Raw genomic sequence first — 26,797 nt, forward strand, 5'->3', positions numbered from 1 at the left:
CAGCCGCGAAACCGGAGACAAGTGCACTGGGAGTGCAAAATCCCACTCGACGCATCGTTGCGCACCGCCGGTTCAGAGGTAACGAACACCCGTCAGCTCCGCCGCCGCAGCCCAGAGGCGCTGACCGACAGCCGGGTCGGCGGCCTGCCGGTTCAGCCGCGCCTCGGCCACCGGGCCCCAGGTCTCGAAGAGCCGGGACGGGCCGAAGAACTGGCCGCCGCGTACCTCCGGGTCGGTCGCCGCCCGCAACTGCGGCAGGGCGCCCTGCTCGACCGGCTGAGTGGCGAGCAGGCCCAGCCGCCCGATCATTCGTCCCAGCCGGCCCCGGTGTTCCCAGGCCCGCGGCGTGAGGTTGCTGCGGGTGAGACCGGGATGCGCCAGCGCGCTGACGATCGGCAATCCGGCCGCGCGCACGCGACGGTCCAGCTCGACGCCGAAGACGGTGGTGGCGAGCTTCGAGCGGCCGTACGCGGCGGAGGCCCGGTAGTCGCGCTCGGACATCAGGTCGCCGAAGTCGAGCCGCGCGTTGCGGTGGGTGAGCGAGCTGAGGCTCACCACCCGCGCCGCCCGTGCCCCGGCGAGGGCGTCCAGCAGCAGGCCGGTCAGCGCATACGGGCCCAGCATGTTGGTGGCGAACTGGAGCTCGAAGCCGTCGGCGGAGGTACGGCGCGGGCCGAGCAGCACCACACCGGCGTTGTTGACGAGCAGGTCGATCGTCGGGTGGTCGGCGGTCAGTTTCGCGGCGAACGCGCGTACCGATTCGAGGCCGGCCAGGTCCAGCTCGCGTACCTCGGTGTCGCCGCCGATGCGGCCGGCGGCCTGCCGGCCGGCGGCGGTGTTCCGCACGGCCAGCACGACGTGGGCGCCACGGCGGGCCAGTTCGGTGGCGGTGACCAGGCCGAGGCCCGAGTTCGCTCCGGTCACGACGGCGACCCGGCCGCGCTGGTCGGGGATGCGGTCGGCGGTCCATCCGGTCATCTGCTGCTCCTCGGGTACGGCGGTTCGTGTCGAGCGATGACGCTAGGAGCGATCGGGCCCGGCTCGGTCGTTCGCGGTTGCCTAGGTCCGCGGGACCTACCCTGGGCGGGCGGCGTCGCGGCAGACTGGCGGCATGAGCAGCCCGCATCCGTACGCACGCGAGCTGGGCGCCTTCCTGCGCGCCCGGCGCGGCCGACTGCGCCCGCGCGACGTCGGCCTGGAGCCGGGTGGCCGGCGCAAGGTGACCGGCCTGCGGCGGGAGGAACTGGCCCTGCTGGCCGGGCTGAGCACCGACTACTACCAGCGGATGGAGCAGGGCCGGGAGGTACGCCCCTCGGACGACGTCCTGGACGCGCTCGCCGGCGCCCTCGGCTTGGACGACACCGAACGCCGGCACCTGTTCACGCTGGCCCGGGCCGCCCGGCGGCCGGTGCCCGCCAGCGTCGACCGGGAGCCGGAGCGGGTGCCGGACGGCACCCGGCGGCTGCTGCGGGTGATGGACACGCCGGCTGTCGTCCTCGGCCGACATCTGGACCTGCTCGACTGGAACCCGATGGCGCAGGCGCTGCTCGGCGACCCGGCGGACCACCCGCCCGGCCGGCTCAACATGCTCCTGCTGCTGTTCGACGACGCGCTGACCGGGGGACGGAGCTGCCCGGACTGGGAGCGGCAGGCGCTCGACTACATCGGCATGCTCCGCGCCGCCGTCGCCGACGACCCGACCCATCCCCGCGCCACCGCGATCGTCGGCGAGCTGAGCATCCGCAGCGCGGAGTTCCGGCGGCTGTGGGCACGGCACGACGTCCGCGCCTCGGTGAGCGGCACGAAGACGTTCCGGGTACCAGGACTGGGCGACATCGTCCTGGACTGGGACACCTATCCGCTGCCGGGCAGTCCCGGCCCGGTCGTGCTCGTCTTCACCGCCGAGCCGGGCAGCCCGGACGCGGATCGGCTGCGGCTCCTGGCGTCGTGGCGCGCGACCCGCCCGGCGGCCGCCGACGGCCGACCTTGATCAGCGGAACGCCGGTCACCGTCCCCGGTTGAGGCCGACGATCGCGCCGTTGAGCGCGGTGGCGAAGAGGGTCCACGCGACGTACGGGGCGAGCGCCGCCCCGGCGGGACGGTCGGTGCGCGCCGCGCGGCGCAGCAGCACCAGGTTGGACGCGTTGAGCGCGGCGATCTCGGCCAGCGCGGCGCCGGGCCTGCGGGCGCCGAAGAACAGGGCGGTCCAGCCGGCGTTGAGCGCCAGGTTGAGCGCGTAGCCGCGGGCGAACGCGGCGCGCTCGGGCCCCTCGGAGCGGTCCAGCGCCCGCGCACCGGCGACCGCGATCAGCCCGTACAGCGGGGTCCAGACGAGGGGGAACGCGGCCGACGGCGGCTGCCAGGCGGGCTTTCGCAGACGGCGGTACCAGCGCGACGAGGTGCCGGTGGAGGTGGCGGCGGCGCCCGCGGCGGCGGTCGCGGTGACTGCTGCCGCGGTCTTGACCAGGGTCGGTACTCGCATACCGCTCAGCTACCCGGCCAGCCGCGAATCAACCCGACGCACAGATCCTTCACCGGAGCATGCGGAACTCGTAGACAATTTTCATGCCCTTCGATAGCCTCGCCATTCAGTGATGCTTGTCGATAGGAGGCCCCATGCGACGGCTCGTGCTCTCCTTCACGCTGGCGGCGATCGGCGCCTGGGCCGTGGTGCCGGCCCCGGCCTCGGCCGCGCCCCGCCCGGCACCCGCGCCCGTCACCGACGCGGTGACCGCGAAACTCCTCGGCCAGGCCGACGCCGCGACCCGGACCGCCGGGCCGCAGCGGACCCGGGTCACCGTCACCCGGGCGAGCGGCGGATGGGCCTTCGGCACCGCGGTGCTGCTGGCGGACCGGTCCCGGGACGCGCACCCCACCGGGTCGGTCTTCCTCGCGCGGGCCGACGGCAAGGGCTGGACCGTCGCGTTCGACGGCGAGGCGTCGTTCGGTGACCTGGCCGCCGCGTCACCGCTGGTGAACACGGACGAGAAGGCGGTGTTCACCACGCCCGTCGCACCGATGTACGCGGGGAGCGACTTCCGGACCGGCATGGCGCTGCCGTTCGCGGTCGGGCAGACGTGGACGCTCACCGGCGGGCCGCACGGCTGGGGCGGCGGCGCGCCGTGGAGTTCCGTCGACCTCGCCGGTGGCGACCAGGTGGTCCGGGCCGCGCGGGCCGGAACCGCGTACACGATGTGCACCGGGTGGATCCGGGTCATCCACGACCGGGGCTACTCGACCGACTACTACCACCTGTGGAGCAGCATCTCGGTGAACGGCGCCGCCGTCGGGCAGGGCGCGTACCTCGGCTACACCGGCACCGACGTCACCTGCGGCGGCTCCGCCACCGGCCGGCACGTGCACTTCGGGCTGCGGCAGAACTCGGTCTACGTCCCGATCGCCGGGCACGGCATCGGCAAGTGGGACTTCGTCAACGGCGCCGGCGAGTACCAGGGTGGCGCCCGGCACGGATCCGCCTTCGCGGGCGTGGGCGGCGCCGTCTACAACTACGGCGCGCTCGGCTTCAACCAGGGACTCGTCGACGCGAACGGCGGTGGCACGCTGACCCGGCGCTCCGGCCCCGGAACGGGGTACGGCGTCCTCGGATCGCTCGCGGACGGCGCCACGGTCACCGTCTCCTGCTCCGCCAACGGCACCTCGCACACCGGCCGGTACGGCACCACCGCGTTGTGGGACCGGCTCAGCGACGGCAGCTGGGTGTCCGACGCCTACCTGTCCACCGGCGTCAACGGGCCGATCAACGGCTGGTGCTGACCCCACTCCCGTCGTCCGGCGCGCGCCGGTGCCGAGCACGGCGCCGGCGCGCGCGGCGTATGACACAGACGGGATGCCCACATCCATTGCAGTTCATAGATGAACGTCCATAAGCTCCTGCCACCTCGAGTGCGGCCTGGCCGGGCGGCACACAGTCGATGTCGGGAGGGACCATGGTCCGTTGGCGCAGATTCCTCGGCCGGATGGCGGCCGTGTTGGCAGTGGTCACCGCGGGAGCGGTCACGATGGTGGCGCCGGCCGGAGCGGCCCCGGCCGGGGACATGACGCCGTACGTCGTCGGCGGCACCCGGGCCGCGCAGGGCGAGTTCCCGTTCATGGTTCGGCTCTCGATGGGCTGCGGCGGAGCGCTCTACAGCCCGCGACTGGTCCTCACCGCCGCGCACTGCGTCGGCCGCACCGGCGCCAACACCAGCATCACCGCCACCCTGGGCGTGGTGGACCTCCAGTCCTCCAGCCGGATCCAGGTCCGCTCCAACTACGTCTACCGCGCCCCCGGTTACAACGGCAACGGCGACGACTGGGCGCTGATCCGGCTCGCCTCCCCGGTCACCTCGCTCGCCACGCTCAAGATCGCGACCAGCACGGCGTACGACAACGGCACCTTCACGGTGGCCGGCTGGGGCGCCGCGCGGGAGGGCGGCGCACAGCAGCGCTACCTGCTCAAGGCCAGCGTGCCGTTCGTCGACGACACCACCTGCAACCGCTACTACGGCGGTGACGTCATTCCCGGCGAGGAGATCTGCGCCGGGTACGCCAGCGGCGGTGTCGACACCTGCCAGGGTGACTCGGGTGGCCCGATGTTCCGCCGGGACGCCGCCAACGCCTGGATTCAGGTGGGCATCGTGAGCTGGGGCAACGGCTGCGCCCGCCCCAACTACCCCGGCGTCTACACCCAGGTCAGCACGTTCGCCTCGGCGATCCAGTCCGCCGCCGCGAGTCTGGGCGGCTGACAGCGCGGGGCGCGGTGGCCCGGTCGCGGCGCAGCGGCCGGGTCACCGCCACGTCCGTACGGCCGGGCCGCGGCACCGTCGCCTGTGCACGTGGATGAGGGTGACTGCTACCTTCCGGACGCATGGACGACTCCCCTCGCTGGTACCGCCCCGCCCCCGACGCGCTGCTCCTGGTCGGCAGCGCCACCGCGCTGCTCGGCTACCTGATCCCCTGGTTCCGCGCCAGCCGCCTCCATCAGTGGTCGTACTCGGGCTGGACCTACCTGGAGGCCGAGGGCGGTTGGACCTGGCTGGTCGTGGTGTCCCTGGTGATCGCCGTCCTCGCCGGTCTCTGGGCCGGGCGGAGCGTGGCGTGCGCCAAGCTCGCGGTCGGCGCGGCGGTGGCCGGGATGTTCCTCGCCGGTGCGGTGGTCGCGGTGAGCCTGGGCGCGCTGCCGGAGCGCGACAGCATCAACTGGGTCGGTGAGCTGCCCTTCGGGATGGGGATGCCGCTCATGGCCGTCGGATTCGGGGCCGTCGTCGCCGGGGCGCTGGGCGTCGTACGCTGCCCGGTGCAGGAGTGACGCGACGTCACGCCGCCGGCAGGTCCACCACCCGGTTGGCCCAGCGGGCCATCAGCGCCGGGTCGTGGGTGATGACCAGGACCCCGGCTCCCTGCCGGCGCTGGTAGTCGGTGACGACGGCGGCGACGTGCGCCTGGGTGGAGGCGTCGAGCATCGCGGTGGCCTCGTCGCAGAGCAGGTAGTCCGGCCGATGCACCAGGGCGCGGGCCAGGCATGCGCGTTGCAGTTGCCCGTCGCTCACCGCGTGCGGCCGGCGGGTCAGCAGGTCGGCGGTGAGGCCGACCAGGTCGGCCAGTTCCGCCGTACGGGCGGCCGCCTGCTCGCGTGATGTGCCGGTGGCGCGTAGCGGCTCGGCGATGATGTCGGCGAGGCTGAGCCGCGGGTCGGTGGCGGCGCGCGGGCTCTGGAACAGGATCGCGACGCGGGTGCGCAGGTGCGCTGGCAGGCGGTGGCGGACGCCGCCGAGCGGTTGACCGTCGATCGTGACGTGACCGCCGTCCGGGGCGTGCAGCAGGGCGAGGACGCGGGCCAGAGTGGACTTGCCGCTGCCCGAGGGGCCGCGCAGTCCGACCGTCTCGCCCGGGGCGACGTGCAGGTCGACCCGGTCGAGGACGCGCTGCCCGCCGTACGCGACGCAGACCTGGTGCGCGGCGAGCCCGGCGGCCGGCGCGGCGCCCGGGGCGGCGGCGTCGGTCGCGCCGGGAACCGTGAGCGTCATGCCGGTACCTCCTCGCGCAGCGGGTGGTGGCAGGCGACCCGGCCCTCGCCGTCGGCGGCGAGGCGGGGCAGGGCGTCGCAGGTGTCGGTGGCGCGGGCGCAGCGCGGGGCGAAGGCGCAGCCGCCGGGCAGGTCGGTGAGCGCAGGCGGGTGGCCGGGTACCGGAACGAAGGCGCGATCGGGCAGCGCGTCGAGCAGACCGGCGGTGTACGGGTGGGCCGGGCCGTCGAACAGCGCCCCGGCCGGGCGATGTTCGACGATGCGGCTGGCGTACATCACGGCGACGGTGTCCGCGACGCGGCGCGCGGCGGTCAGGTCGTGCGTGATGAGCAGGACGGCGGCGCCGGTGTCGCAGCGGCGGCGCAGCAGATCCAGCGTGTGGTCGACGAGCGGCCGGTCCAGGCCGGTGGTGGGTTCGTCGGCGAGCAGCACCGGCGGGTCGGGCGCGAGGGCGAGCGCGGTGGCGAGCCGCTGGGCCATGCCGCCGGACAGCTCGTGCGGGTACCGGTTCAGGTCGGCCGGGTCGAGACCCACGTCGGCGGCGATCCGGGCGGCGGCGGCCGGCGCGTCGCGGCGGCTGTGTCCGTGGGCGCGCAGCGTCTCCTCCAGCAGCTTCCGCCCGGTACGCACCGGGGTGAGCGCGGTGGCGGGGCTCTGCGGGACGAGGCCCACGCCCCGGCCGCGTACGTGCCGGGCGAGGTGCCGCTCCCCCGCGCCGATCAGGTCGGCCTCCTCGCGTCCCGGCGCGTGCAGGCGGGCCTGCCCGGTGACGGTGGCGTTGCGCGGCAGCAGGCCGAGCAGGGCGTGCGCGAGGACGGACTTGCCGCACCCGGACTCACCGACCACTGCGAGCAGCTCGCCGGGCCGCAGCGTGAGACTCAGGTCGGTGACGGCGTGCACGACCGCGTCGCGCAGCCGGAAACGGACGGTCAGCCCGTCGACGGTCAGCAGCGCCGGGGCGGTCACAGGTGCAGCTCCGCTCGTACGCGCGGGTCGAGGCGGTCACGCCAGCGGCCGGTGAGCACGGCGAGCGCCAGCGTGGCCGCCACGAGCAGGAGGCCGGGGACGATGCTGGCCCACCAGGCGCCGGTGAGCAGTGACCGCTGCCCGTCGTTGATCATGTTGCCGATCGAGGCCAGGTGCGGCGGCAGGCCGAGGCCGAGGAACGACAGCGCGGTCTCGTGCCAGACGGCGTGCGGCACCATGAGCGTGGTCGCCAGCGCCAGGCGCGGCAGCACGTGCGGCAGCAGGTGCCGGGTGAGCACCCGGACGCGCCCGGCACCGCCGGAGATCGCGGCGTCCACGAACGGCCGGTTGCGCAGGCTGAGCAGCTCGGAGCGGACGATCCGGGCGGTGGACAGCCAGTGCGTCAGCGCGATGGACGCGATCACCGCGCCGAGGCTGGGGCGCAGCATCGCCACGATGAAGATGCCCAGCAGCAGGTGCGGCAGCGCGGCGACGGTGTCCACGACGCGCATGAGCGCCCGGTCGACCCAGCCGCCGACGCTGCCGGCGACGGCGCCGACCAGGCCGCCGATGACCGCCGCGACGAGCGCGGCGACCGCGCCGACGAGCAGCGAGACGCGCAGGCCGTAGAGGCTGCGCAGAGCCACGTCGCGGCCGAGGTCGTCGGTGCCGGCCAGGTTGTCGGCCGACGGCGCGAGGCGGGTACGGGAGAGGTCGACGGCGCTCTGGTCGAGCGGCCACAGGACCGGGGCGAGAAGCGCGGCGGCGACGACACCGGCGAGCACGACGACGGCGACGGTCGTGCCGACGCCGCCGGGGAGGCGCAGGCGCCGGACGCGCGCAGGGAGGGCGAGGTCAGTCATCGAGGCGTACCCGGGGGTCGGCGGCGGCGTAGGCGAGGTCGGTGACCAGGTTCGCGGTCAGCACCACGACGGTGGTGGCCAGCGTCGTGGCCGCGAGCAGCGGGAAGTCGGCGCCCAGCGCGGCCTCGACGGTGACCGCGCCGAGGCCGGGCAGGGAGAACACGGTCTCCACCAGGACCGCGCCGCCGACGAGTTCGGGCAGGTGCGTGCCGACCAGGGTGAGGAACGGCAGCAGCGCGGTCCGCAGCGCGTGTCCGAACAGGACGACCCGGCCGGGGAGCCCTCGGGCGCGGGCGGCCAGGACGTGGTCGTCGCGCAGGCTCTCGGCGACCGCGTCGCGGACGAACAGCACGAACCACGGCGCCTGGGAGATCGCCAGCACCGTCACGGGGAGCACCAGGTGCCGGGCCACGTCGGCCGGGTCGGTGCCCGTGGCGGTGATGTCGGTGAGCCCGCCGGCGGGCAGCCACCCGAGGCTGAGGGCGAACACGGCGATCGCCGCGAGGCCGATCCAGAAAACCGGCATGGACTGCACGGCGTACGCGACGGCGCGCAGCGCCCTGTCGAACCAGCCGCCGCGCCGGTACGCGGCCAGCGTGCCCAGCAGCACGCTCGCCACCAGCACCAGGGCCAGAGCGGTGCCGACCAGCAGCAGCGTCCAGCCGGCCCGGGCGGCGAGCACCGAGGTGACCGGCTCGTGCCGGCTCGTCGACCACCCGAGGTCGCCGCGCAGCAGGTTGCCGATCCAGCGGGCGTACTGCACCGGCAGCGGATCGTCGACGCCCCAGTTGGCGCGGATCTGCGCGAGGTTCTCCTCGCTGGTGGTGAACGCCGCCGCGCCCGCGTACTGCTGGGCCGGGTCGATCGGGGAGGCGGCGCCGAGGGCGAACATGCCCATGCTGGTGGCGGCCAGCACCGGTACCGCCACCAGCAGCCGCCGGCGGACCACAGTGCCGGCCCCGGCCGGCCGCCGCCGGCCGGTCACGGCTGCCGTCACGGCTTCTTCGTCCAGGTGTGCACGTTCCACCAGATGCTGTTGGCGACGTCGTGCTCGTGCGGCTCGACCCGCGGCGTCACCCCGGTCACGGCGTCCTTCAGCACGTAGGTGTGCCGGAGGTAGGTGAGGAACACCCACGGCACGTCGGCGGCGAGCTGCTTCTGGAACGTGGCGTACGCGGCCTTGCGGGCGGCCGGGTCGGCGTTGTCCCGGCCCTCCTGCAACGCGGCGTCGGTGACAGCCGAGCGGTACGAACCGGGGTTGAAGAAGCCCTGCCCGGCGAAGGCCGAGCTGAACAGCTTGTACGAGACGAAGTCCGGGTCGTACGGCGTGCCGTAGCCCATCATCAGCGCGTCGTCACCCATCCGCGGGGTGATCGCGTCCCAGGTCAGGCCCTCCGGCGTGACTTTGATCCCGGCCTTCTTCGCATCGGCGGTGACGGCCAGGGCCAGTTCCTTGCGCAGGCTGTCGGTGGCCGGGTACATGAGCGCGAACGCGGCCGGCCGCCCGTCCTTCACCCGGATGCCGTCCGGGCCGGGCTTCCACCCGGCGGCGTCCAGCGCGGCGGTCGCCGCGGCGGTGTCGGCGGCGGGCCTGCCGGCGATCGACGGCTCGGCGTATTCCGACGTGGGCGGCACCGGGCCGAACGCGGGTTCGCCCGCACCGCCGAGCACGCCTGTCACCATGGCCTGCCGGTCCACCGCGACGTTCAGCGCCTTCCGGATCGCGAGGTCGCCGGTGACCGGGTTGCCCATCGGCAGCATGACGCCCCGGTAGTCGGCGGTCGGCACCTTCTGCACCCGGTAGCCGTCCCGGCCCTCGAACCCGGACGCGAGCTTCGGTGCCAGCTCCGCCGCGTCGAACTCGCCGGCCCGCATCCGCTGGGCCCGGACGTTGTCGTCGGCGACGAACGCCACCACCACGCCGGAGTTCGCCGGCTTGCCACCCCAGTACGTCTCGTTGGCCGCGAGCACGAGCCGGTCACCGGGTGTCCAGGAGGTGAACCGGTACGGGCCGGTGCCGACCGGCTTGCGGTTGAACGCGGCCTTGTTGACGTCCTGCCCGGCGAACGCCTTCGCCGGGACGATCCCCAGCGCCAGCCGTTGCAGGAACGGCGCGTACGCGTACTTGAGGGTGAACACGACCGTCGCCGGGTCGGGCGCGGTGACGGAGGCGAGCATGTCCAGATCGGACCGCAGCGTGGAGTCGACTCCTGGGTCGAGCACCGCCTGGTAGGTGAACACCACGTCCTGGGCGGTCAGCGGGCTGCCGTCGTGGAACAGCACGCCCTCGCGCAGCTTCGCGGTGACTGTCTTCCCGTCCGCCGAGACGGCAGGCAGTTCACGGGCTAGTGCGGGCACCAGCTCGTTGCGGGCGTCCCGGGCGACCAGCCCGTCGAAGATCAGCGATGCGCCGTCGACGCCGTAGTTGAGCACCGGGTTGAGCGTGTCCGGCTCGCCGGCGGTGGCGACCACGAGCGTGGCCGCGCCCTTCGGGCCGCCTGTCGACGCCGTGGGCGACGAGCAACCGGCGGCGGCGAGCAGGGCGGCGGCGAGCACCGCGGCCACGCGCACGGGCTTGGGTCTGATCGCCACGGCAACCCCTCGAACACTCGTCTGCGGGTGGCAGCGGGCGGGCGCTCCGGCGAGGATCGATCATCGCGTGCCGGAGCGCCCGCTACCGCCACTATTCGGTAGTTGCCAACTATATGCAATAACCTCTGGTCGATGACGGCGACCCGCCGCCCCCGGTGTCGCTCGCCAGGCGGACGTCCGGCGCGCTGAATATGCTCGGGGGGTGAAGGACAGCGAGCAGGCGGTGCTGGCCGGGATGTTGCAGTCGGCCGAGGACGCCGCCCCGGTACAGGCGGTCGAGGCCGTCACCGGCGTCATCGCCACGGCGCTGAACGCGCGCGGCGTCTCGCTGCTGATCGCCGACCTCAGCGGCCGTGCGCTGGTCCGGCTGACGCACCAGCCGGCCGGCGGCGGTACCGGCCGGCGTCACGGCGAGGAGGACGCCGAGGTGCTCCCGTTCGACGGCGGGCCCTACGAACGCGCACTCCGCCAGCAGGCGCCCGAGGTCATCCGCCGCGACGGCACGTGGACCGTGCTGGCGCCGGTCACCGACCGCGGTGAGGCGATCGGCCTGCTGGAGATCGAGCTGCCCGACGAGCCGGACGGCGACGTGGTGAACTGGGTCGCCCGTACCGCGCACGCGCTGGCGTTCGTGGTCATCGCCAACCGCAGGCACACCGACCTGTTCGAGTGGGGACAGCGCACCACCCCGTTCAGCCTCTCCGCCGAGATCCAGCGTCGCCTGCTGCCCGCCTCGTTCACCTGCGAGGCCGGTGCCTTCGCCCTCTCCGGCTGGCTGGAACCCGCCGCGAGCGTCGGCGGCGACACCTTCGACTACAGCCTGGCCCGGGACCTGCTGCACCTCAGCGTCACCGACGCGATGGGCCACGGCGTGGCGAGCGCGCTCACCGCCACCCTCGGCGTGGGCAGCCTGCGCAACAGCCGCCGCCGTGGCGCCGGCCTGGTCGCCCAGGCCGAGGCGGCCAACCGGGCCGTCGCGGAGAACGCGAACGTACGCGGCGCGTACGTCACCGCCGTGCTGGGCCGCATCGACCTGACCACGGGACGCTGCGAACTGGTGAACGCCGGGCACGTCCCACCGATGCTGGTCCGGGACGGCCGGGTCGTACCGGTGGACCTGCCGGGCAACTTCCCGTTCGGGATGTTCCCCGGCGAGAGCTACCGCAGCGGGGAGCTGCCACTGCTACCCGGCGACCGGCTGGTGGTGGTCACCGACGGCATGCGCGACCGCAACGCCGCCGACCTCGACCTGCCCGCCGCCCTGCTCCGCCTCTCCCACCTGCATCCCCGCGAGGCGGTCCGGGCGCTGTCCGACGCGGTGCTGGAGATCGCCGGGCCGGCGCTGACCGACGACGCCACGCTGCTCGTCGTCGACTGGTACGGCGACCACGGGCCGCGGCGCAGCACCGCCGGTGCCGACACCGCCCGCGTCAGCCCGGACGAGGAGCGCTCAGCGCACCGCCGCCGGTGAGCCGTCCTCGGCGTCACGCACCGTGCCGAAGAGCGGGATGACGCGGTCCACCGAGGTGATCGAGAAGACGTTGCGGATCGACTGGCGGACGACGGCCAGACCGAGCCAGCCGTCGCGCTCCCGCAGGTTCTTGTAGACGAGCACGAGCGCGCCCAGGCCGCTGGAGTCCACGAATCCGACCTGGGTCAGGTCGACGACCACCGTCCGGGCGCCGGTCTCCACCACCTCGAGCAACCGGTCACGCAACGTCGGTGCGCTGGCCATGTCCAGGTCGCCGGCGACCTCGATCACCGGGCCGACACGCCCCTGCCTGGTCGTCACCGAGAACTCCACCACTCCCCCTCCACCGCACACCCGTCGCTACCCGACACCGTGCCAGAAATCCGCCCTGATCGCCTCCCGTAGGTGCGCGGCGGTTCAGCGGCCTACCCGCGAAGTGGTGGAGGACACCTCAGTGCGCGTTACCGCGTATCCGCTCTGCGGCAGCCCCGCCGCGGGCGCGCCTGAACTACCCTCGCCGCCGTGGACACTGTGGAGATCGATGCGCCCGTCGTCGGCGTGACCGTCTACCCGGACCGCGCCCGGGTCACCCGCCGCGGCGGCGTCCGGCTGGCCGCGGGCGACCACCGGGTACGCGTCGCCCCGCTCCCGCTGGGCCTGCGCCGGGACTCGATCCGGGTGGGTGGCCGGGGAGCGGTGACCGTACTCGGGGTGGACGTGACCGCGTGGCGGCAACCTCGCAGCACCGACGCCCAGGTGGTCGAGCTGGAACGGCGGCGGCGGGAACTGGCGGACGAGCTGGCCGAGGTCGGTGACACCGACGTGGTCGAGGAACAGCGCGGCGAGTTCCTCACCCGGCTCGCCGAGCGGGCCGGTGGCACGTACGCCCGGGCGCTGGCCACGGGCGACGCGGCCCCGGCCGACGTCGCGGCCTTCACCGACTCGGTGTCCGGTCAGCTCACCGAGTCGCGGGCCCGGCGGCGCGGGCTGGCCCGGCGGCGCACCGAGCTGGCCGAGGAGCTGGCCGCCGTCGACCGAGAGCTGGACGCGGCGCGCGGCAAGCGGGAGCCGGACCGGCTGGCCGCCGAGGTGTCCGTCTCGGTGGACGCCGACGACACCGAGGTGGAGCTGGAGCTGACATATCTGGTGGACGGCGCCCGCTGGACGCCCTCCTACGACCTGCGGCTGGTCGAGGACACCATGACTGTCACCTGGTTCGGGCTGGTCAGCCAGGGCACCGGGGAGGACTGGCCGGAGTGCGAACTCCAGCTCTCCACGGCCCGTCCGGCGGCGGCGAGCGGCGTACCCGAATTGTCGCCCTGGTATCTCGACCGGCTCCGGCCGGAGCCGCCGATGGCCGTGTCGGCCGCGTCGTTCGGCGGCGTGGTGCCGCCCCCGGCGCCCGGCGCGGCACCGGCGGGCCGTCCCCGCGCGGCACGGTCCGCGGCGCCGGCGGTGCGGGAGAGCGTCGCCGAGGTGGAGCAGGGCGTGACGGCGGCTACCTACCGTCCCGCGCGGCCGGTGGCGGTGCCCGCGGACGGCAGCGCGCACCGGGTGACGATCGCGGTGCTGGAGCTGCCGGCCCGGCTGGACCACGTGAGCGTGCCGGTGCGTGCCGCCGAGGCGCACCTGCGGGCCACGGTCCGCAACACGTCGGACCACACGCTGCTGCCCGGCCCGGCGTCGGTCTTCCACGGCGCCGATTTCGTGGCGGCGACGCGGCTGAAGACGTGGGCGCCGGGCGAGGAGACCGAGCTGGCGCTCGGGGTGGACGACCGGCTGCGGGTGGAGCGGAAGCTGTCCCGGCGCACCGAGAGCAAGGCCACGCTCGGGTCGACGCGGCGGCGGGAGGTGGAGTACCGGATCACTGTGGCGAACCACACGCCTCGGCCGGCCACTGTGGAGGTACAGGATCAGCTGCCGGTGTCCCGGGACGAGGCGGTGGTGGTACGCGAGACCGCGCTGACGCCGTCGCCGGCCGAGCGTACGGAGCTGGGTGAGCTGACCTGGCGGCTGTCACTGGCACCTGGTGAGAGCGGCGAGATCGCCCTCGGCTTCCGGGTGGAGCTGGCCAAGGGCGTCGAGCTGACCGGCTGGCGGGAGTAGCCGGCGCACACGTTAAGAAGGGCCCCTTCTTATGCGCGATGCGTTAAGAAGGGGCCCTTCCTTCGGTCCTCAGATGCGGCGGCGGCCGTAGAGGCCGGCGAAGACGGCGACGCCGATGGCGGCGAAGCCGACCTGGAGCAACAGCTCGATCCAGTCGATGCCGGGGGTGTCGTCGACGCCGAACGCGCCGGCCACCAGCGTGCCGACGAACGCGGCGACCACACCGATGAGCAGGGTCAGCCAGATCGGGATGTTCTGCTTGCCCGGCACCACAAGGCGCCCGAGCGCACCGATGACGAGACCGATGATGAGCGCGGTGAAGAAGCCCGTGATCTCCACGAGAGGCGTCCCTTCCCTCAGATGTGTTGGCGTCTGGCTGGTTGCCCCGATCAACCGCTCGGCCAAACCCGGGAGCCGCGTTCGTCACGGAACTGTCATGACCGTCCCTGATCAGTGGTCCGAGGGCTGGCGGCGGCGCGGCGCGCCGGGCGGCTCCTCCCGGTCGATGCGCAGTTCCCGCTCCAACTCGGCGATCACCATGCGCAGGTCGTCCAGTCGCTGGCTGATCGCGATCCGGTCCACCTCGTCCGGTATCCCGTCCCCGTCGGAGTCGTAGTCGGAGGCCAGCCCCTCGGTCATCTCCAGCCGGCGCGCCTCCTCCATCGAGTTGACGATGACGGCGATGAGGATGTTCAGCAGGAGGTTGACCGCGATCATCACGAAGCTGACGTAGTAGAGCAGCGTCCACGGCGACACCTCCAGACCCTGTTCCAGCAGGTCCGGCAGCGTCTCCAGGGACAGCAGCACGAACAGCGTGACGAGCGAGCGGCCGATGTCGCCGTACTGCTCGGGGTAGCGGTCGCCGAAGATCAGCCAGCCCGCCATGCCGTACACGTAGAGCGTGACGGCGGCGAGCGCGAGGAAACCCGCGACGCCTGGGAGGCTGCGCCACAGCGCCGCGACGATGGTCCGCAGGCCGGGTGAGAAGCGCACGAGGCGCAGCACCCGGGCGACCCGGATGAACCGCAGCACAGCCGAGTCGCCGTGCAGGCCCGGGACGAATATGGCTGCTGTCACCAGCAGGTCGAAGACGTTCCAGCCGTGCCGGAAGAAGTCCTGCGGGCGGCGGCCGTACGCGAGCACCCGGATGGTGATCTCCACGACGAAGACCGCCCGGAACATCCACTCCGTCCACCGCAGCACCGGCCCGGCGGCCCCGAGGTTCGGGTACGTCTCGATGCCCAGCACCACGCCGTTGGCCATGATGAGCACCACGATGGCCACCTCGAACGGCCGGGACGCGACGATCCGGGCACAGTGGCCGGCCAGCCCGCGCTTTCCGTCACTGGTCCGGCGCCCGCCGCGCGGTGCCGGAACCGTGTCCCCGATCAGCGTTCCCCTCCGGCACACGAGAGCCGGACGACGCACGGACGACAGGGGGTAGCCACCCGGACACTCTAGTGGATCACCACGGGCGGGCGGCCCGGGCCGAGGTGCGCAGGGCCCGGATCACAGCCAGCCGCGGCGCTTGAACAGCAGGTAGAGCGCGCCGCAGACGGCGAGCATCAGGGTGACCGCGAACAGGTAGCCGTACCGCCAGTCCAGCTCCGGCATGTGGGTGAAGTTCATCCCGTAGACGGTGCCGATCAGGGTGGGTGCGAACAGGATCGCCGCCCACGCGGAGACCCGTTTGATCTCCTCGTTCTGCTCGAAGCTGGCAGCGGTCAGGCTGCGCATCTCCTCGTTCTGCGCCTGCGACACCAGTGTGGCGTTGACTGTGAGGATGTTCTGGAGCAGGTGCCGGAACCCGTCCACCCGCTCCACCACCTGGGTCAGGTGGTCGGCCACGTCGCGCAGCCGGCGGCGCAGTTCCTCGTCCGTGCCGTACCTGTCGAAGCCGTGCGTGAGCGCGTCGACCACCTTCAGCAGCGGCCGGGCGGCCCGCTGGAACTGGATCACCTCGCGGCTCAGCTCGTAGATGCGGCGGCTGGCGTTCGGGTCGCCGCCGAACACCTCGGTCTCGATCTCGTCGATGTCGTTCTCCAGCCCGGCCACCACCGGCGCGTAGCCGTCCACCACCCGGTCGAGCACGGCGTAGAGCACCGCCTCCGGGCCGAGCGCGAGCACCTCGGGTTCGGCCTCCAGCCGCCGCCGTACCCCGGCCAGGTCGGGCGTGCCGCCGTGCCGCACGGTGATCACGAAACCGGGGCCGAGGAACAGGTGCAGTTCGGCGAACTCGACCGCCTCCCGGGCGTCCAGGTAGCGGGCGGCGCGCAGCACCACGAACAGGGTGTCGCCGTAGCGTTCCAGCTTGGGGCGCTGGTGGGCGTTGATCGCGTCCTCGACGGCCAGGTCGGGGAGCTGGAACTCGGCCGCGAGCGAGGCCACCTCCTCCCGGCCCGGGCGGCGCAGCCCGATCCAGGCCATCGCGTCGTCGAGGTGTTGCAGGCAGCGGAACGTGTCGGCGAGGGTGACAGGCGACGCCCGGCGTACGCCGCCGACGTAGACGCCGCTGTCGACCAGCCCGTCGGGTCGCTCCGGCTCGGCCGCGCCCGCGTCGATGGCGTGCTCGTCGAGGCGGCGGCCGAACCCCTCCGAGGACCGGTTGTCCGCCATGCCCCTCCCCCGCTGCTCGGCCGGGTCGCCGAGTCCCCCGCCCGCGCTCGCGCAAACGTCAGGGGCGGTAGCGGTAGCCCATGCCCGGTTCGGTGATCAGGTGGCGGGGCCGGGCCGGGTCGTCCTCCAGCTTGCGGCGCAACTGGGCCATGTACTGCCGCAGGTAGTTCGTCTCGTGGTGGTACTCCGGTCCCCACACGTCGTGCAGCAACTGGCGCTGGCTGACCAGCTTGCCCGGGTTGCGCAGCAGCTTCTCCAGCATGGCCCACTGGGTGGGGGTGAGCTTGACCTCGACGCCGTCGTCCCGGGTGACGGTCCGGTCGGCCAGGTCGACGGTGTTGCGGCCGATCCGCAGCGCGGGCACGGCGGGCGTGGCCGGGGCGAGCCGCCGGGTCACCGCGCGGATGCGGGCGAGCAGCTCGTCCACCCCGAACGGCTTGGTCACGTAGTCGTCGGCGCCCGCGTCGAGCGCGGCCACCTTGTCCTCGCTGCCGGCCCGTCCGGACAGCACGATGATCGGCACGGCGGTCCAGCCGCGCAGGCCCCGGATGACGTCGGTGCCGTCCAGGTCGGGCAGGCCGAGGTCGAGCACCACCAGGTCCGGTGGGTGCCCGGCGGCGGCCTTGAGCGCGGCGGCGCCGCTGTCGGCGACCTCGACGTCGTAGCCCCGGGCGCGCAGGTTGATCCGCAGCGCGCGCAGGATCTGCGGCTCGTCGTCGACGACCAGGATCCGGGTCATTCCTGCGGCCCCTCCGGCTGGGTGGCGGCCGGCAGCCGCAGCACCATGGTGAGACCGCCACCGGGCGTGGTCTCCGGGGTGATGCTGCCACCCATCGCCTCGGCCAGTCCCCGGGACAGCGCCAGCCCCAGGCCCACCCCGGTCTGGTTGTCCCGGTCGCCGAGGCGCTGGAACGGCAGGAAGACGTGCTCCCACTGGTCCTCCGGGATGCCCGGGCCGGTGTCGATCACCCGCAGCTCGACCTGTCCGGCGTGCGCGCTGCCGGTGATCGCCGGCGGCCGGCCGGGCGGGCTGTGCCGCAGCGCGTTCGCCACGATGTTGACCAGCACCCGCTCCAGCAGGCCCGGGTCGGCGAGCGCCGCCGGCAGGTCGGCCGGGATGTCGGTGGTCACCTCGGCCGCCGCCGGGCCCAGTTCGTCAAGGGCCAGGGGTACGGCGTCCTCCAGCCCGATCGCTGTGGCGCTCACTCCCAGCGCGCCGGCCTGCAACCGGCTCATGTCGAGCAGGTTCGCCACCAGCCGGCCCAGCCGGTCCAGCGACTCGTCGGCGGTGGCGAGCAGTTCCTCCCGGTCGTCCGCGTCGAACTCGACGTCGTGGCTGCGCAGGCTGCTCACCGCCGCCTTGGCCGACGCCAGCGGCGTACGCAGATCGTGGCTGACCGCCGCGAGCAGCGCGGTCCGCATCCGGTCGGCGGCGGCGAGCGGACGGGCGGTGGCGGCTTCCTCGGCCAGCCGTTCCTGGCGCAGCGCGACGGCGGCCTGCGCGGCGAACGCCTCGACCACCCGCCGGTCGGCCGCCTCCAGCCGCCGGCCGGCGAGCACCACGCTGAGCCGGTCGTCCACCGGCACCACGGTCTCGCCCGCGCCCGGGCTGCCGGGCGGCCGCTCGCCGACGCTCGCCACCACCCGCCAGGCGTCCGCCCCCCGGGCGCGCGCCGGGCGTCCGCCGGCCTCGTCGGTCAGCTCCAGCACGCTCACCGCGCGCAGCCCGAACGTCTCCCGCAGCCGGTCCAGCAGCGCGGGCAGCGGCCGCTCACCGCGCAGCACGCTGCCCGCCACGGTGGCCAGGGTCTGCGCGTCGGCGGAGGCCCGGGCCGCCTCCCGGGTACGCCGGGCCGCCACGTCGACCACCCAGCTCACCGCGATGGCGACGCCGACGAACACGCCCAGGGCGAGCAGGTTGTCCGCCTCGGCGATGGTGAGCGTCCGGTACGGCGGGGTGAAGAACCAGTTGAGCAGCAGCGAACCGCCGAGCGCGGCGACCAGCGCGGGCCACAGCCCGCCGACGAGCGCCACGCCCACCACACCGGCGAGGAACAGCAGGATGTCGTTCGTCAGGGTGAGGTCGGGCAGCGTCCGCAGCACGAGCGTGAGCAGCGGCATGCCGAGCACCGCGAGCGCGTACCCGATCAGGCGCCGGCGTCGGGACAGCGCGGCGGGCACCGACGTGCCCCGGCGCCCGCGCCCCGCCTCCGGGTGGGTGACCAGGTGCACGTCGATCGGGCCGGACAGCGCGGTGGTGGTCACCCCGACGCCCCGGGAGAACACCTGCGCGAACCGGCCCCGGCGGCTCGCGCCGAGCACGAGCTGGGTGGCGTTGACGCCCCGGGCGAAGTCCAGCAGCGACGCCGGGATGTCGGTGCCGAGCACCTGGTGGTACGTGCCGCCGAGGCTCTCCACCAGCACCCGCTGCCGGGCCAGCTGGGCCGGGTCGGCGCCGGCGAGCCCGTCGCTGCGGGCCACGTGCACGGCGAGCAGGTCGGCGCCCTTGCTGCGGGCGGCGATCCGGGCCGCCCGGCGGATCAGCGTCTCGCCCTCCGGGCCGCCGGTCAGCGCGACCACCACCCGTTCCCGCGCCTCCCAGGTGTCGGAGATGCCCTGCTGGGCGCGGTACGCGTCGAGCTGCTCGTCGACCTTGTCGGCCAGCCAGAGGAGCGCCAGTTCGCGCAGCGCGGTGAGGTTGCCGACCCGGAAGTAGTTGCCGAGCGCGGCGTCGATCTTGTCGGGCCGGTAGATGTTGCCGTGCGCCATCCGGCGGCGCAGCGCCTCCGGCGTCATGTCCACCAGCTCGACCTGCTCGGCGGCCCGGACCACCTGGTCCGGCACGGTCTCCCGCTGGGTGGTGCCGGTGATCTGCGCGACCACGTCGTTCAGCGACTCCAGGTGCTGCACGTTGACAGTGGAGAGCACGCTGATCCCGGCGTCGAGCAGCTCCTGCACGTCCTGCCAGCGCTTCTCGTGGCGGGAGCCGGGCACGTTCGTGTGCGCCAGCTCGTCCACCACGACGACCTCGGGCCGCCGGGCCAGCACCGCGTCCAGGTCCATCTCGGTGAACTCGACACCCCGGTACGTCATCGACCGGCGCGGCACCACCTCCAGGTCGCCGATCATCTCGGCGGTGTGCCGGCGGCCGTGCGTCTCGACCAGGCCGATCACCACGTCGGTGCCGCGCTCGGCCCGGCGCTGGGCCTCTTCGAGCACGGCGTACGTCTTCCCGACGCCCGGAGCGGCACCGAGATAGATCCGCAGTTCACCCCTGCCCACGCCCCCATCCTCCCCGAGTGGAAGGAAGGGCCCCCTGTTAACGCCTCGCGAGGTGAAGGGGGCCCTTCTTAACACTTCCGTCAGCGCGCCGGGAACGCCTCGTCCAGCGCCAGGTTGAGTTCCAGCACGTTCACACCGGGCTCGCCCATGAAGCCCAGCGCCCGGCCGGTGGTGTGCTCGGCGACCAGCCGCCGTACCGCCGCCGGGTCCGCGCCGCGCTCCCGCGCCACCCGGGCCACCTGGATCCGGGCGTACGCCGGGGAGATGTGCGGGTCGAGGCCGCTGCCGCTGGCGGTGACCGCGTCGGCCGGCACGGCCGGGCGCGCCGGGGCGTCCCCGCGTACCGGGGTGACGATGCCGCCCTCGGCCACGTAGTCGTGGCCGGGCTGCGCCGCCTCCACCGGTACGCCCTGCCAGGTGGCGACGAACGGCGTCGCGGGCGCGGCCTGGTTGACGCTCACCACGCGGGTGACCCGGCCGGTGAGGCCGTCGGCGCGGAACACGGCGAGCACCGCGCCCACCCCGTCCGGCGTGCAGTACGGGCGCCGCCCGTCCACGCCGTCGAGTTCCCCGACCGCCTTGCTGCGGGCGCAGACCTGGGTGAGCAGGCTCTGCGCGGAGGTCTCCTCATCGCCGGTGAGCGTGTCCACCACGCTCTCCGGGCCGAGGTTGCCCGCCGCGGTGGCGGTCGGGTCGTAGCCGTCCCCGGCGGCCGACGGGCGGGACTGGAAGTAGCGCGGGACCGGGTTGCCGTCCGCGTCGGTGAACGACTGGCCGATCAGCGAGCTGCCGACGGTCCGGCCGCCGGCGGTGAGCAGTGAACCGTCCGCCCTGCCGTCGAGGCCTGGGAGCCGGCCGACGGCGACCAGGGCGAGCGGGTAGACCAGGCCGAGCAGCACGGTGAAGACGAGCACCGCGCGCAGGGCGGCCAGGTGCTGGGAGAGCCAACTGGGAAGGCGCATCACGAGATCCCCGGGACGAACTGGACGAGCAGGTCGATGAGCTTGATGCCGACGAACGGCACCACGATGCCGCCGAGGCCGTAGAGCCACAGGTTGCGGCGCAGCAGCGTCGAGGCGCTGGCCGGGCGATAGCGCACGCCGCGCAGGGCCAGCGGGATCAACGCCACGATGACCATCGCGTTGAAGACGACGGCGGAGAGGATCGCCGACTCGGGGCCGGCCAGGCGCATGATGTTGAGCCGGTCCAGCGACGGGTAGATGCCGGCGAACATGGCCGGGATGATCGCGAAGTACTTCGCGATGTCGTTGGCGATGCTGAACGTCGTCAGCGCACCCCGGGTGATCAGCAACTGCTTGCCGATCTCCACGATCTCGATCAGCTTGGTCGGGTCGGAGTCGAGGTCGACCATGTTGCCGGCCTCCTTCGCGGCCGACGTGCCGGTGTTCATGGCGACGCCGACGTCCGCCTGGGCCAGCGCGGGCGCGTCGTTGGTGCCGTCGCCGGTCATGGCGACGAGCCGGCCGCCCTCCTGCTCCTTCTTGATCAGCGCGAGCTTGTCCTCCGGCGTGGCCTCGGCGAGGAAGTCGTCCACGCCCGCCTCGTCGGCGATCGCCTTCGCGGTATGCGGGTTGTCACCGGTGATCATCACGGTGCGGATGCCCATCCGGCGCATCTCGTCGAAGCGCTCCCGCATCCCGGCCTTCACCACGTCCTTGAGGTGGATGACGCCGAGCGCCCGGGCCGGTTCCCCGGTCACGTGCTCGGCCACCACGAGCGGCGTGCCGCCGGTGCCGCTGATCCCGTCGACCAGTTCACCGACCTGCTCGGTCGGGTGGCCGCCGTTGTCGCGTACCCACTTCATCACCGCGGCGGCCGCGCCCTTGCGGACGTGCCGGACGCCCCCGTCGGCGTCGAGGTCGACGCCGCTCATCCGGGTCTGCGCGGTGAACGGCACGAACGTGGCGTGCGGGATGAGACCGGGCTCGCGCTCGCGCAGCCCGTACTCGTTCTTCGCGAGCACCACCACCGAGCGGCCCTCGGGGGTCTCGTCGGCCAGGCTGGACAGCTGCGCCGCGTCGGCGAGCGTGGCCGCGTCCACGCCGGTCACCGGCAGGAACTCGGCGGCCTGCCGGTTGCCGAGCGTGATCGTGCCGGTCTTGTCCAGCAGCAGCGTGTTGACGTCGCCCGCCGCCTCGACCGCCCGGCCGCTCATCGCCAGCACGTTGCGCTGCACGAGCCGGTCCATGCCGGCGATGCCGATCGCGGACAGCAGCGCGCCGATGGTGGTCGGGATGAGACAGACCAGCAGGGACACGAGGACGACGCCGGTGACGCCGGAGTCGGTGATCGCCGCGGTGTCGGGCGCGGCGGCCTGGTAACCCTTGGCGAAGATCGCCATGGGCTGGAGCGTGACGACGGCGAGCAGGAAGATGATCGTCAGCGCGGCCAGCAGGATGTTCAGCGCGATCTCGTTCGGCGTCTTCTGCCGGTTGGCGCCCTCGACCAGCGCGATCATCCGGTCGATGAAGCTCTCGCCCGGCTTCTGGGTGATCCGGACGACGATCCGGTCGGAGAGGACCCGGGTGCCGCCGGTGACCGCGCTGCGGTCGCCGCCGGACTCCCGGATCACCGGGGCGGACTCGCCGGTGATCGCCGACTCGTCGACGCTGGCGATTCCCTCCACCACGTCGCCGTCACCGGGGATGACCTGCCCGGCCTCGACCAGGACGACGTCACCCTGCCGCAGTTGCGGGGCGGGCACCGCCTCGTCCCGGTACGCGTTCGCGGCGGCACCGGGCGTCCAGCCGACCAGGCGGGTGGCGATGGTGTCCTGCTTGGCCCGGCGCAGCGTGTCGGCCTGGGCCTTGCCGCGTCCCTCGGCGACCGCCTCGGCCAGGTTCGCGAAGATCACGGTCAGCCAGAGCCAGACGGTGATCGCGACCGCGAAGACCGACGGGTCGGCGACCGCGAGCACAGTGGTGAACAGCGCGCCGATCTCCACGATCAGCATCACCGGGTTGTGCCACAGGGTGCGCGGGTCGAGCTTGCGCAGCGCGTCCGGCAACGACCGGAGCAACTGGCGAGGGTCGAGCAGTCCGCCGCCGACCCGGTCCTCCCGGCGGCCCGGCGTGCCGGGAGTCGGCGCGTCGGCAGTCTGAGCAGGCGCGGTCATGTCCTTGTCTCTCATGGTTGTCACAGCCCTTCGGCCAGCGGGCCGAGCGCGAGTGCGGGAAGGAAGGTGAGCGCGACGAGGACGACTGTGACGCCGACGACCATGCCGACGAACAGCGGCCGGTGGGTCGGCAGGGTGCCCTCGGAGGCGGGTGTGGGTTGCTGGCGGGCCAGCGAGCCGGCCAGCGCGAGCACGAAGATGATCGGCAGGAACCGGCCGAGCAGCATGCAGAGCCCGAGCGCGGTGTTCCACCACTGTGTGTTCACGGTGATGCCGGCGAACGCGGAGCCGTTGTTGTTGCTGGCCGAGGTGAATGCGTAGAGCACTTCGGACAGTCCATGCGGCCCGACGTTGAGCGCCGTCGAGTCGTTGCCGGTGGCGAACGCGGCGGCGGTGCCGGTGAGCACCAGCGCCGGGGTGATCAGGAAGTACATCGAGGCGAACTTGATCTCGCGCGAGCCGATCTTCTTGCCCAGGTACTCCGGGGTGCGCCCGACCATCAGCCCGGCCACGAACACCGTGATCACCGCGAGGATCAGCAGCCCGTACAGACCGGCGCCGACCCCACCGGGGGCGACCTCGCCGAGCATCATGTTGCCGAGCGTCATCATCCCGCCCAGCGCCGTGTACGAGTCGTGGAACGAGTTGACGGCGCCGGTCGAGGTGAGCGTGGTGGCCGCCGCGAACGTGGCCGAGTTCGACACGTCGAAGCGCACCTCCTTGCCCTCCAGCGCCGCGCCGACCGCCTGCGGCACCGTGCCGTCGCCGGTCAGCTCGAAGACGTTCGTCAGCGTGATGCTGGCGAGCGCCAGGATCGCCATGACGGCGACGATCGCGTAGCCCTGCCGCTTCTGCCCCACCATCCGGCCGAAGACCCGGGGCAGGCTGAACGGGATCACCAGGATCAGGAAGATCTCCAGCCAGTTCGTCCACGCGGTCGGGTTCTCGAACGGGTGGGCGCTGTTGACGTTGTAGAAGCCGCCGCCGTTGGTGCCCAGCTCCTTGATGACCTCCTGGCTCGCCACCGGCCCGCCGGTGACGGTCTGGGTGCCGCCGGTCAGCGTGGTCACGTCGGTGCCGCCGGACAGGTTCTGCACCACGCCGCCGAGCATCAGGGCGAGCGCGCCGAGCACCGCGATCGGCAGCAGGATCCGCAGCGTGACCCGGGTCAGGTCGACCCAGAAGTTGCCCAGCTCGCCGGTGCGGCTGCGGGCGAAGCCCCGGACCAGCGCCACCGCCACGGCGATGCCGACGGCGGCCGAGACGAAGTTCTGCACCGCCAGGCCGGCCATCTGCACCAGGTGGCCCATCGTCGACTCGCCCGAGTACCACTGCCAGTTCGTGTTGGTCACGAACGACACAGCGGTGTTCCAGGCGCCGTGCGGCACCACCGGGTCGAGTCCGAGCGAGAGCCACAGGTGGTTCTGCAGGCGCTGGAACGCGTACAGGAACAGCAGGGAGACGGCCGAGAAGGCCAGCACCGAGCGGGCGTACACGCCCCAGGTCTGCTCGGCGGCCGGGTTGACCCCGACCAGCCGGTAGATGCCCCGCTCGACCCGGGACGACCGGGTTCCGGCGACCACGCGGTACATGTGGTCGCCGAACGGCCGGTGCACGGCGACCAGCGCCACCACCAGGGACAGGACGAAGAGCACGCCGGCTGTCGTCATGCTCATCAGAAGCGCTCCGGGAACAGCAGTGCGGCGACCAGGAACACGCCCAGGCCGATCGCCAGCACCAGGCCGACGGCGTTGACGGCGTTCACAGCTTCTCCACGCCCCTCACCACGAGGGCGAGAGCCGCGAACAGCCCCACCGTCAGCAACACGAACAGCACGTCAGACACGGCTGATCTCTCCTAGCGGAAGATGTCCTCGCGACCGCCTCCCGGCCGCGCCGGGCAATCACAGCGCCGTATCCGCCGGACGGACAGGGGTCTTGACGCGACCATCACGCGCGGCCGCGGTTTCTTGACGCGCTTTTCACGCCGCCTCCGCGGCCGGTGATCCGGGTCACCGGACGGGCCTCGACGCCGATCGACCGGAGGTGCCGGCAGCCGGCGCCGAGCACCGCGGCGAACCCGATCGGCACGGCCCGGGACCAGGCGTCACCCGGGCCGGTCAGCTCGCCGTGGCGGTGGGCGAGGAACCCGGCGAAGACCGCCGCACCCAGCGCGGCCACCGCCGCGACCGCGCGCAGGTCGGCCACCGCGAGCGGCGAGGCGCGGACCTCAGCGGGCGGCGGCGCGGGAGACGAGCGCCTCGGCCACCTCGCGCAGCTTGCGGTTGGAGTCCTGAGAGAGCTTGGCGAGCAGCGTGAACGCCTCCTCGGCCGAGCAGCGCCGCTGGCCCATGATGATGCCCTTGGCCTGCTCGATCACCGCCCGGCTGCGCATCGCCTCCTGCATCTGCCGGGCCAGCGTCGCGGTGCTCTCGTAGAGGTGGGCGTTGGCGAGCGCCACCGCCGCGTACGCCGCGAACTCCTCCGCCAGCTCGATCGACGACTTGTCGAACGCGCGCGGCACGCCGCCGTGGATGTTCAGTGCCCCGGTGACCGCCTCCTGGATCGGCAACCCGATCGACAGCGAGCTCTGGACTCCCGCCGCGCGGGCCCGTGCGGCCCAGCCCGGCCAGCGCGGCTCGTCGGCCAGGTCGGGCAGGCAGATGCTCACCGCGCTCATCGAGGCGTCCAGGCAGGGGCCGTCGTCGTGCGCGTACTGCCACTCGTCGAGGCTGCGGGCCAGGTCGCTGGTGTAGGCGATGGCCCGGTTCGCGCCCGCCTGCACCAGGGAGACGGACACGTGCGCGCTGCCCGGCACCGCCCGGTTCGCCAGTTCGGCGACACGTGCCAGGACGTCGTCGAGCGCCACCTCGTCGAGCCGGATCCGGCTCAGCTCCGCGAGGGCGTCGGCGGGTTCCATGCTGGCGGATTCCATCCTCGTGTCCTGTCCTGGCGGGGTCATCGGCGCCTGTCGTTCCGCTGACGGTACCCGGCACGGGCGGGTCCGAACGCCTCCCACGCTGCGATGTCCACCCGGTCGACGTATCGTCGGGTACGGGTCAAGACATGTGCCCTCCCTGCTCGCGGCGTGCCTCGCCGCGGGCTTCCTCAATCGGTGAGGTCGGAGGTGACATGTCGGACGAACGGCCGGTCTTCGGCTGTCATGACGTCCCCACAGCGTCCGGGGCGTTCCGCCGGGACGAGCCGATCATGTGGCTGAGCTGCGACGCAGGCGTGGACATGACATGGATCTCGGTGGCCGGCGAGGTGGACCTCAGCAACGCGCACCTGCTCACCGAACTCGTGGAGTCCGCCGTCGCCGCGCCCGCCCCGCTCGTGGTGATCGACCTGTCGGAGGTCAGCTTCTTCGGCGCGTACGGGACGAACGCGCTGGTGCTGGCGCAGCGGGTGCTCACCGGGCACGGCCGTCGGCTGGTCCTGCACCGGCCCTCCCCGGTGGTCCGGCGCGTCCTCGGCGTCACCGGCACGCTCACCGCGTTCGAGGTCGTCGATCGGCCCGCGTTGCCGGCCGCCGACGACGGGTCGGCACGTCCCGTCGTACCCACCCGCTCCGGGTCGTAGAGTTGTCCCGGTAGTCGACGTCCCGTCGGGGGCGTCACGAACGAGCGTCAAGAAGCGGCGCAGGTCCCGATCCATGCCGGAATCGGGATGCTGGTCCGTCACCACGGGCCGATCCCCGTCACCAGCCGTCCCGGCCTACCGGGCCGACGGCGTCGCTTC

Annotated in this window: 26 protein-coding genes; 7 read left to right on the top strand and 19 right to left on the bottom strand. The window is 73.2% G+C overall.

Going from position 1 to position 26,797, the window contains the following annotated elements; all coding sequences use genetic code 11:
* Positions 1-72: 72 nt before the first annotated feature.
* Positions 73-978, bottom strand: a complete 906-nt coding sequence (locus IF06_RS0120145; protein WP_030272832.1) for an oxidoreductase — start codon at positions 976-978, stop codon at positions 73-75.
* A gap of 133 nt (positions 979-1,111) precedes the next feature.
* Here IF06_RS0120145 and IF06_RS0120150 point away from each other — a divergent pair, with 133 nt between their 5' ends.
* Positions 1,112-1,990 (top strand): helix-turn-helix transcriptional regulator, encoded by an 879-nt coding sequence (locus tag IF06_RS0120150; RefSeq protein WP_030272834.1) that lies wholly within the window; start codon positions 1,112-1,114, stop codon positions 1,988-1,990.
* Between the two features lie 15 nt (positions 1,991-2,005).
* On the opposite strand, the gene IF06_RS0120155 is transcribed toward IF06_RS0120150, so the two are convergent.
* Positions 2,006-2,482 carry a TspO/MBR family protein gene (locus IF06_RS0120155; protein WP_013283820.1) on the bottom strand — a complete coding sequence of 159 codons (477 nt, stop codon included), beginning with the start codon at positions 2,480-2,482 and terminating at the stop codon, positions 2,006-2,008.
* A 134-nt stretch (positions 2,483-2,616) separates the two neighbouring features.
* Here IF06_RS0120155 and IF06_RS0120160 point away from each other — a divergent pair, with 134 nt between their 5' ends.
* From IF06_RS0120160 to IF06_RS0120170, 3 genes are all read left to right on the top strand, one after another.
* Complete coding sequence (locus IF06_RS0120160) at positions 2,617-3,774, top strand: peptidoglycan DD-metalloendopeptidase family protein (protein ID WP_030272836.1); 1,158 nt, start codon at positions 2,617-2,619, stop codon at positions 3,772-3,774.
* Between the two features lie 173 nt (positions 3,775-3,947).
* On the top strand, positions 3,948-4,745 hold the full coding sequence (locus tag IF06_RS0120165) for a S1 family peptidase (RefSeq protein WP_030272838.1): 798 nt from the start codon (positions 3,948-3,950) through the stop codon (positions 4,743-4,745).
* Positions 4,746-4,867: 122 nt separating this feature from the next.
* Positions 4,868-5,308 (top strand): hypothetical protein, encoded by a 441-nt coding sequence (locus IF06_RS0120170; RefSeq protein WP_030272840.1) that lies wholly within the window; start codon positions 4,868-4,870, stop codon positions 5,306-5,308.
* A 7-nt stretch (positions 5,309-5,315) separates the two neighbouring features.
* Here the strand turns inward: IF06_RS0120170 and IF06_RS0120175 are convergent, their stop codons facing one another.
* Genes IF06_RS0120175 through IF06_RS0120195 form a run of 5 tightly spaced genes read right to left on the bottom strand, consistent with a single transcriptional unit; the run spans position 5,316 to position 10,446 of the window.
* The gene (locus IF06_RS0120175; protein WP_030272842.1) at positions 5,316-6,026 is read right to left on the bottom strand and encodes an ABC transporter ATP-binding protein; all 711 of its coding nucleotides are present in this window, start codon (positions 6,024-6,026) and stop codon (positions 5,316-5,318) included.
* Positions 6,023-6,991: an ABC transporter ATP-binding protein gene (locus tag IF06_RS0120180; protein WP_030272844.1), complete on the bottom strand. Its 969-nt coding sequence runs from the start codon at positions 6,989-6,991 to the stop codon at positions 6,023-6,025. The genes IF06_RS0120175 and IF06_RS0120180 overlap by 4 nt, the downstream gene beginning before the upstream one ends.
* Entirely contained in the window at positions 6,988-7,854 is an 867-nt protein-coding gene (locus IF06_RS0120185; RefSeq protein ID WP_030272846.1) for an ABC transporter permease, read from the bottom strand. The genes IF06_RS0120180 and IF06_RS0120185 overlap by 4 nt, the downstream gene beginning before the upstream one ends.
* Positions 7,847-8,851, bottom strand: coding sequence for an ABC transporter permease (locus IF06_RS0120190; protein ID WP_030272847.1), 1,005 nt, complete (start codon positions 8,849-8,851; stop codon positions 7,847-7,849). The genes IF06_RS0120185 and IF06_RS0120190 overlap by 8 nt, the downstream gene beginning before the upstream one ends.
* The gene (locus IF06_RS0120195; RefSeq protein ID WP_030272848.1) at positions 8,848-10,446 is read right to left on the bottom strand and encodes an ABC transporter substrate-binding protein; all 1,599 of its coding nucleotides are present in this window, start codon (positions 10,444-10,446) and stop codon (positions 8,848-8,850) included. Before IF06_RS0120195 ends, IF06_RS0120190 begins: the two co-directional genes overlap by 4 nt.
* 202 nt (positions 10,447-10,648) lie before the next feature.
* On the opposite strand from IF06_RS0120195, the gene IF06_RS0120200 reads away from it, so the two are divergent.
* A complete protein-coding gene (locus IF06_RS0120200; RefSeq protein WP_030272849.1) occupies positions 10,649-11,917 on the top strand; it encodes a PP2C family protein-serine/threonine phosphatase in 1,269 nt (422 codons plus the stop codon).
* Here IF06_RS0120200 and IF06_RS0120205 read toward each other — a convergent pair.
* Positions 11,897-12,238: an STAS domain-containing protein gene (locus tag IF06_RS0120205; RefSeq protein ID WP_230651205.1), complete on the bottom strand. Its 342-nt coding sequence runs from the start codon at positions 12,236-12,238 to the stop codon at positions 11,897-11,899. The genes IF06_RS0120200 and IF06_RS0120205 overlap by 21 nt on opposite strands.
* Positions 12,239-12,439: 201 nt before the next feature.
* On the opposite strand from IF06_RS0120205, the gene IF06_RS0120210 reads away from it, so the two are divergent.
* On the top strand, positions 12,440-14,023 hold the full coding sequence (locus IF06_RS0120210) for a mucoidy inhibitor MuiA family protein (protein WP_030272855.1): 1,584 nt from the start codon (positions 12,440-12,442) through the stop codon (positions 14,021-14,023).
* A 69-nt stretch (positions 14,024-14,092) separates the two neighbouring features.
* Here IF06_RS0120210 and IF06_RS0120215 read toward each other — a convergent pair whose 3' ends face one another.
* From IF06_RS0120215 to IF06_RS0120270, 11 genes are all read right to left on the bottom strand, one after another.
* Positions 14,093-14,362: a GlsB/YeaQ/YmgE family stress response membrane protein gene (locus IF06_RS0120215; RefSeq protein ID WP_013283808.1), complete on the bottom strand. Its 270-nt coding sequence runs from the start codon at positions 14,360-14,362 to the stop codon at positions 14,093-14,095.
* Between the two features lie 111 nt (positions 14,363-14,473).
* Positions 14,474-15,451: an ion transporter gene (locus IF06_RS0120220; RefSeq protein WP_114919364.1), complete on the bottom strand. Its 978-nt coding sequence runs from the start codon at positions 15,449-15,451 to the stop codon at positions 14,474-14,476.
* Between the two features lie 81 nt (positions 15,452-15,532).
* The gene (locus IF06_RS0120225; RefSeq protein ID WP_013283806.1) at positions 15,533-16,639 is read right to left on the bottom strand and encodes a magnesium and cobalt transport protein CorA; all 1,107 of its coding nucleotides are present in this window, start codon (positions 16,637-16,639) and stop codon (positions 15,533-15,535) included.
* A 58-nt stretch (positions 16,640-16,697) separates the two neighbouring features.
* Positions 16,698-17,378, bottom strand: coding sequence for a response regulator (locus IF06_RS0120230; protein ID WP_013473798.1), 681 nt, complete (start codon positions 17,376-17,378; stop codon positions 16,698-16,700).
* Positions 17,375-19,921: a sensor histidine kinase gene (locus IF06_RS0120235; protein WP_030272856.1), complete on the bottom strand. Its 2,547-nt coding sequence runs from the start codon at positions 19,919-19,921 to the stop codon at positions 17,375-17,377. The genes IF06_RS0120230 and IF06_RS0120235 overlap by 4 nt, the downstream gene beginning before the upstream one ends.
* A gap of 80 nt (positions 19,922-20,001) precedes the next feature.
* Entirely contained in the window at positions 20,002-20,883 is an 882-nt protein-coding gene (locus IF06_RS0120240; RefSeq protein WP_030272857.1) for a potassium-transporting ATPase subunit C, read from the bottom strand.
* Positions 20,883-23,057, bottom strand: a complete 2,175-nt coding sequence (kdpB, locus tag IF06_RS0120245) for a potassium-transporting ATPase subunit KdpB (RefSeq protein ID WP_030272858.1) — start codon at positions 23,055-23,057, stop codon at positions 20,883-20,885. The genes IF06_RS0120240 and kdpB overlap by 1 nt, the downstream gene beginning before the upstream one ends.
* A gap of 20 nt (positions 23,058-23,077) precedes the next feature.
* Positions 23,078-24,733, bottom strand: coding sequence for a potassium-transporting ATPase subunit KdpA (kdpA, locus tag IF06_RS0120250; protein ID WP_030272860.1), 1,656 nt, complete (start codon positions 24,731-24,733; stop codon positions 23,078-23,080).
* Positions 24,733-24,822 (bottom strand): K(+)-transporting ATPase subunit F, encoded by a 90-nt coding sequence (gene kdpF, locus IF06_RS32240; protein ID WP_036311210.1) that lies wholly within the window; start codon positions 24,820-24,822, stop codon positions 24,733-24,735. The genes kdpA and kdpF overlap by 1 nt, the downstream gene beginning before the upstream one ends.
* Before the next feature lie 184 nt (positions 24,823-25,006).
* Entirely contained in the window at positions 25,007-25,264 is a 258-nt protein-coding gene (locus IF06_RS0120265) for a hypothetical protein (protein WP_030272865.1), read from the bottom strand.
* Positions 25,265-25,286: 22 nt separating this feature from the next.
* Positions 25,287-25,991: a GAF and ANTAR domain-containing protein gene (locus IF06_RS0120270; protein WP_030272867.1), complete on the bottom strand. Its 705-nt coding sequence runs from the start codon at positions 25,989-25,991 to the stop codon at positions 25,287-25,289.
* A 197-nt stretch (positions 25,992-26,188) separates the two neighbouring features.
* On the opposite strand from IF06_RS0120270, the gene IF06_RS0120275 reads away from it, so the two are divergent.
* A complete protein-coding gene (locus tag IF06_RS0120275; protein ID WP_030272869.1) occupies positions 26,189-26,638 on the top strand; it encodes an STAS domain-containing protein in 450 nt (149 codons plus the stop codon).
* The last annotated feature ends 159 nt before the right edge of the window (positions 26,639-26,797 follow it).

It is taken from the genome of Micromonospora globosa, from assembly GCF_000717585.1.
Classification (GTDB): domain Bacteria; phylum Actinomycetota; class Actinomycetes; order Mycobacteriales; family Micromonosporaceae; genus Micromonospora; species Micromonospora aurantiaca.

Coding starts and splice junctions, on each gene's coding strand:
- kdpB (WP_030272858.1), bottom strand. CDS start 23,057: ATGACCGCGCCTGCTCAGACTGCCGACGCGCCGACTCCCGGCACGCCG.
- IF06_RS0120150 (WP_030272834.1), top strand. CDS start 1,112: ATGAGCAGCCCGCATCCGTACGCACGCGAGCTGGGCGCCTTCCTGCGC.
- IF06_RS0120270 (WP_030272867.1), bottom strand. CDS start 25,991: ATGGAATCCGCCAGCATGGAACCCGCCGACGCCCTCGCGGAGCTGAGC.
- IF06_RS0120225 (WP_013283806.1), bottom strand. CDS start 16,639: ATGGCGGACAACCGGTCCTCGGAGGGGTTCGGCCGCCGCCTCGACGAG.
- IF06_RS0120185 (WP_030272846.1), bottom strand. CDS start 7,854: ATGACTGACCTCGCCCTCCCTGCGCGCGTCCGGCGCCTGCGCCTCCCC.
- IF06_RS0120240 (WP_030272857.1), bottom strand. CDS start 20,883: ATGCGCCTTCCCAGTTGGCTCTCCCAGCACCTGGCCGCCCTGCGCGCG.
- kdpA (WP_030272860.1), bottom strand. CDS start 24,733: ATGAGCATGACGACAGCCGGCGTGCTCTTCGTCCTGTCCCTGGTGGTG.
- IF06_RS0120160 (WP_030272836.1), top strand. CDS start 2,617: ATGCGACGGCTCGTGCTCTCCTTCACGCTGGCGGCGATCGGCGCCTGG.
- IF06_RS0120230 (WP_013473798.1), bottom strand. CDS start 17,378: ATGACCCGGATCCTGGTCGTCGACGACGAGCCGCAGATCCTGCGCGCG.
- IF06_RS0120145 (WP_030272832.1), bottom strand. CDS start 978: ATGACCGGATGGACCGCCGACCGCATCCCCGACCAGCGCGGCCGGGTC.
- IF06_RS0120170 (WP_030272840.1), top strand. CDS start 4,868: ATGGACGACTCCCCTCGCTGGTACCGCCCCGCCCCCGACGCGCTGCTC.
- IF06_RS0120175 (WP_030272842.1), bottom strand. CDS start 6,026: ATGACGCTCACGGTTCCCGGCGCGACCGACGCCGCCGCCCCGGGCGCC.
- IF06_RS0120275 (WP_030272869.1), top strand. CDS start 26,189: ATGTCGGACGAACGGCCGGTCTTCGGCTGTCATGACGTCCCCACAGCG.
- IF06_RS0120155 (WP_013283820.1), bottom strand. CDS start 2,482: ATGCGAGTACCGACCCTGGTCAAGACCGCGGCAGCAGTCACCGCGACC.
- IF06_RS0120165 (WP_030272838.1), top strand. CDS start 3,948: ATGGTCCGTTGGCGCAGATTCCTCGGCCGGATGGCGGCCGTGTTGGCA.